Here is a 4,853-nt window from a genome sequence, read left to right on the forward strand (position 1 = left end):
TGTCCGTCATCTGCGGTGCAAAGTCCTTCCCCGGGGTCAGCGGTAAGCGACCCCACGTGTGCTGGGGATGTGTGGAAGCTCGGTGGGGTGGCGAAGTGTCGCGGTACTCCGTTACCGAGTGAATACGATCCGTCGCGCTACGGGGAGGCGCCGTGGGCGGACTTCTACCGGACCGCGCCACGTACGCTTGGGTTCATGAGCCACGGAACGAGCGTGCTCCCGCGCTCCGGACAGTCGATCTTGTTCGTCCACGCACATCCCGACGACGAATCGATCGACAACGGCGCGACGATGGCCAAGTACGCAGCCGAGGGTGCCCGCGTCACGCTGGTCACATGCACCCTCGGCGAGCTCGGCGAGGTGATACCGCCGGAGCTGGCGCACTTGGTCGCCGGGCGGGAGGACCGGCTCGGCCCGCATCGGATCACCGAGCTGGCCGCGGCGCTGCGCGAGCTGGGCGTCACCGACCACCGCTTCCTCGGCGGCCCCGGCAGGTTCCGTGACTCCGGGATGATGGGCACCGCCGACAACGACGCTCCGCGTTCCTTCTGGCGGGCCGACGTGGACGTGGCCGCGGCGCTGCTCGTCCCCGTCATCCGGCAGGTGCGGCCTCAGGTGCTGGTCACCTACAACGAGTTCGGCGGATACGGCCACCCCGACCACATCCAGGCGCACCGGGTCGCGATGCGCGCCACCGAGTTGGCCGCCGATCCGCAGTTCACGCCCGCGATCGGCTCCGATGCGGACGCCGCAGAGCCGTACGAGATCGCCAAGATCTACTGGAACACCCTGCCGCGTTCGGTGATCGAGGCCGGCGTCGAGGCGCTGCGCGCGACCGGCGGGACGACCGGGTTCAGCACGGTCGAATCAGTAGACGATCTGCCCTTTGTCGCGGACGACTCCACGGTCACCGCGATCGTGCACGCCGAGGAGTACGTGGAGCGCAAGGCCGCTGCGCTGCGTGCGCACGCCACGCAGATCACCGTCAGCGGATCCTTCTTCGCGCTCTCCAACCACCTCGGCCGGCAGGTGATGCCCGTCGAGCACTACCAACTGGCGCACGGCGGACCGGGCCCCGACAAGCCGGAGACCGACCTGTTCGCCGGGTTGGCCGTCTGACCGGAGAATGGCCCCGTGACCGTACCCGAGCCGACTCCCACGCCAAGGAGCGCCGTGCCGAAAGACAGCGCCGTGCCGAAAGACACTGTGTCGAAGGACGACGCTGCGCGATCGAAGGATGCCGCGCCGCCGAAGGACACGGTGCTGTCGAAAGACGCTGTGCTATCGAAGGACACGGTGCTATCGAAGGACACGGTGCCGTTGAAGGACGCTGCGCAATCAAAGGGCGCTGCGCCATCAAAAGACACTGTGCTGTCGAAGGACACCGGGCTGATGACCGGCACCGCGCTGATGACCGGCCCCGTGTTGTCGCGTCCGCCGGGCTCGTCTCCGGCCGAGGTGACCACTCGATGGATGCTGCTCCTGCTGACCGGCCTTGCCGGCGCCGCTGTCGGCGCGATCGGTTCGTTCGGCCACCGTGCCACCGAGACGTGGCTCGGCGTCGGCTGGCCGTCCGGGCTGGCACTCTGCTTCGGCGGGCTGATCGGCCTGCTGCTCGGCGTCGGCGAACTGCTCGTCGCCGGGGTGCCCGATTCGTGGCGGCCGACCCGGCTGCCCGCGCTCGGCTGGGCGTCCGCCGGTTGGCTGCTCGCCCTGCTCTGGATCACCTATCTCGGCCCGCCGCCGTCATTCGCTCGCAAGGGCGACGTAGTGCTCGCGAACGACGGGAAGTCGCTGGCTTATCTCCTCGGCGGAATGCTGCTGGTCACGATCGCGGTGTACCGCGCGTGGGTGGCGACGCTCGCCGCGCGGCTGGGGAGCCGCCCTGGCGCACCCGGAAGTGGCCACTCGAAAGGGTGAAATCCGCGGACGCTCACGGCCGTATCGGGATACGCCGTATCCCTCTCACCGTGTTCGATGCGTGAATGCGCTCTCCCGGCGTGATTGTCGTGCCATCACTCACAACGGTGGAATCTCAGTCATCAGGCCTCGTGCCGACGACGATCACAGTATGGTGATCGCCTAGGCACTGTCCGTGATCGGGCCTACGTGGCGGTGCGGACGTCGACACTGCGACCCGGAAGGCCTGAGCGGCGCTGTGAATACTCCAGAGTCCACGGATTCCTCGGGACGTGGTGCGGATCCGTACCGTCGCGATCCGTACGAATCGCAGTCCTCTGGCGGTCCGTACGAACCCGGTGTCTACGAAACCGATCAGGGCGCTCACGCCGGTGCCACCGATCTGCTCGATTACCCAACGCTGCCACCATTTCCGGAAGGTGCGTCTCCGGGCGGTGAGTCCGCCGCTATCGGGACGCCGCTTGGCGGCGGCGATGACGGCACCGGGAACGGCGACGGCGGCAACGCTTCCGGACTGCGGGTCTCTTCGGACGCGGAAGCGACCGCACGCCTGCTGATCAAGCTGCCGCACTCGCCACCGCAGCCCTCGACGACGCTGCGCCCGCACGCCGCGTGGGAGGACCGCGACACCGGCGTCGCGCTGCCCGACGGGGCTCCGGGACCGCGCCTCGGCGCCGTGCCCGCCACTGCGTTCGCCCAGGTCGCCGCGTCACCGGCGCGGCCGAGCGCACTGCCGTCCGAACTCGCGGCGCTGACCACCGCCACCCTGGTCGTGCCGCTGCCGCGCGCCAGCAGGCCGACTCCGGCGCTGCTGACCACCACGCTGCCCCCGGACAAGGCCGCGCAGGCGAACGCGGCTGCGCTGGCGGACGCGTTCCACGACACGCTGGAGCAGGTGTTCGGGCTCGATCTCGACACCGTCTCCGCCGCTGACGTCGGGCTGGAATCCCAGGCACCGCAGGCGGCGCAGGCCGGCGAACTCGAAGCGGACCTGCCGGGAGACTGGTTCCGGGACGAGACGGGAGCCGGGCTCGCGGTCGGCCCGCACGACCTCGCAACACTCTTCGACGGCACCGGCGCCTATTCTGGTGCGGCGGACACGGAAGTCCTGGACGTCGAATTCGCGGGTACCGAATTCGTGGACGTCGATCAGGCCTCGTACGAATACGTGCCCGGCGTGGTCCCGGCCGCCACTTTCGGCGGTCCGTACGGCGCGCCGACGCAGCCCGCGGCTTTCCCCGGCTTCGGCGCGCACGATCCTTACACGCACGATCCGGCACGCCACGCGCTCTCGCTGCGTTATCTCGGCGGCATTTTCCACGACTCCTCCGGCGAGTCGTCGTACCTTGATCCGGGTTCGTACGCCGCTCGCGCGCTGCTTGCCTCGGCAAGCGTGCTGACCGCGCCGGCGGAGCCGTCAGCCGCGCCCGACGCGCCGACCGAGCAGTTCACCCGCATCCCGGCGCAGTCCAACGGCACGCGGGCGGCCAGAAGGCCTCCAGCCGGAACCGCGACACCAGACAGGTTCAGCCCGGTCGAGGAGGGCGTCGCAGCACACGACGACGCACCCGCCGCCGACCACCGTCGCGGCGGAAGCAGGCTGCTGACGGTCGTGGTCATGTTGGCCGCCGGATTCGCCCTCCTCTACGGCGTGGCGCTCGTCATGGCCGGCGGAGTGTTCGGCGGCAAGCTGCCGCGCGGCACCGACGTGGGCGGCGTGCCGGTCGGCGGCATGAGCCCCGCAGCCGCCGAGCGCGTCATCGCCACGCAGCTCGCCGACCGCTCCCGCCGGCCGCTGCCCATTCTGATCGGCCAGACCCCGACCACCATCGACCCGGCTGCCGCCGGGCTCTCGCTCGACGCCGCCGCGACGGTGCGGGCCGCGCAGAAGGACCGCACCAATCCGCTGGTCGTCATCCCCGCGCTCTTCGGCGGGACGCACGAGGTGAGCCCGGTGTCCGCCGTGGACGTCGCGGCGCTCACCCGCGCGCTCAGCGGTGTCGCAGCGTCCTACAACAGCCCGATGGTCGAAGGCGCCATCACCTTCGACCACGGTGTCCCCGTCGTCACCGCCCCGAAGGAAGGGCGCGGATTCAGCATCCCCGGCGCCGTCGACGCGGTGCGCAGCGGCTACCTGAACGTGGACGGGACGATCCGGATCCCCGTGCGGACGCTGAGTCCGAGAGCCAATCCGGCGGCGCTTCAGACAGCGCTCGAACAGCTCGCCCGCCCGGCCGTCTCCGGACCGATCACGCTGGTCACCGGGGCCGTCACGACGCGACTGACCCCGACTCAGATCGGTGACGCGGTGGCCATCTCGCCCGACGCCGGCGGACGCATGGTGGCGCACGTGGACGGCACGCGCCTGCGCGGGTACCTCGGCACGAACGCGCTGGCGCAGGAGCAGCAGGCCACGAATGCGTCGTTCTCCATCACCGACGGACGACCGACCCTGATTCCCGCGCGCGACGGCCGAGGCTTCGCGCCCGACGCCCTCTCCGCAGCCGTCCTTCCCGTGCTGACCCAGACCTCGCCGCGTACCGCGACAGTGCCGATCGGGGACCTGTCGGCCGCGTTCAGCACGGCGGACGCGCAGGCCCTCGGCGTGACCGACGTGCTCGGCAGCAGCACTCTGCCAGTCACCGAGGCGCTGAACCGCTTCGCCAACGTGCAGCGCGCCGTCAGTCTGATCGCCGGTGACATCGTCCAGCCCGCGGACACCTGGTCGTTCCTCAAATCGGTCGGAGCGCCGACCGGCGCCAACGGCTTCGCGGTCTCCGCCGCGGCACAGCACGAGGGCGTCGACACGGTCGCGACCGCGGTCTTTGGCGCGGCCTTCGCCTCCGGCATGGGCGACACGATGCACCACCCGCACGCCTCGTACGTCGATCGGTATCCGGTCGGCCTCGACGCGGCCGTCGTCGCGCCCGGCA

At 70.4% G+C, this 4,853-nt stretch carries 3 protein-coding genes; all 3 read left to right on the top strand.

Annotation, left to right across the window (positions count from 1 at the left end; all coding sequences use genetic code 11):
* The first annotated feature begins 195 nt into the window (after positions 1-195).
* The gene (gene mshB / locus VGS97_RS14985) at positions 196-1,119 is read left to right on the top strand and encodes an N-acetyl-1-D-myo-inositol-2-amino-2-deoxy-alpha-D-glucopyranoside deacetylase (RefSeq protein WP_326854116.1); all 924 of its coding nucleotides are present in this window, start codon (positions 196-198) and stop codon (positions 1,117-1,119) included.
* 273 nt (positions 1,120-1,392) lie between these two features.
* Positions 1,393-1,920, top strand: coding sequence for a hypothetical protein (locus VGS97_RS14990; RefSeq protein ID WP_326854117.1), 528 nt, complete (start codon positions 1,393-1,395; stop codon positions 1,918-1,920).
* 238 nt (positions 1,921-2,158) lie between these two features.
* The coding region (locus tag VGS97_RS14995; protein WP_326854118.1) for a VanW family protein at positions 2,159-4,853 on the top strand (2,695 nt) is incomplete at its 3' end.

Origin of the sequence: Actinocrinis sp. (assembly GCF_035946395.1) — a bacterium.
Taxonomy (GTDB): Bacteria; Actinomycetota; Actinomycetes; order Streptomycetales; family Catenulisporaceae; genus Actinocrinis.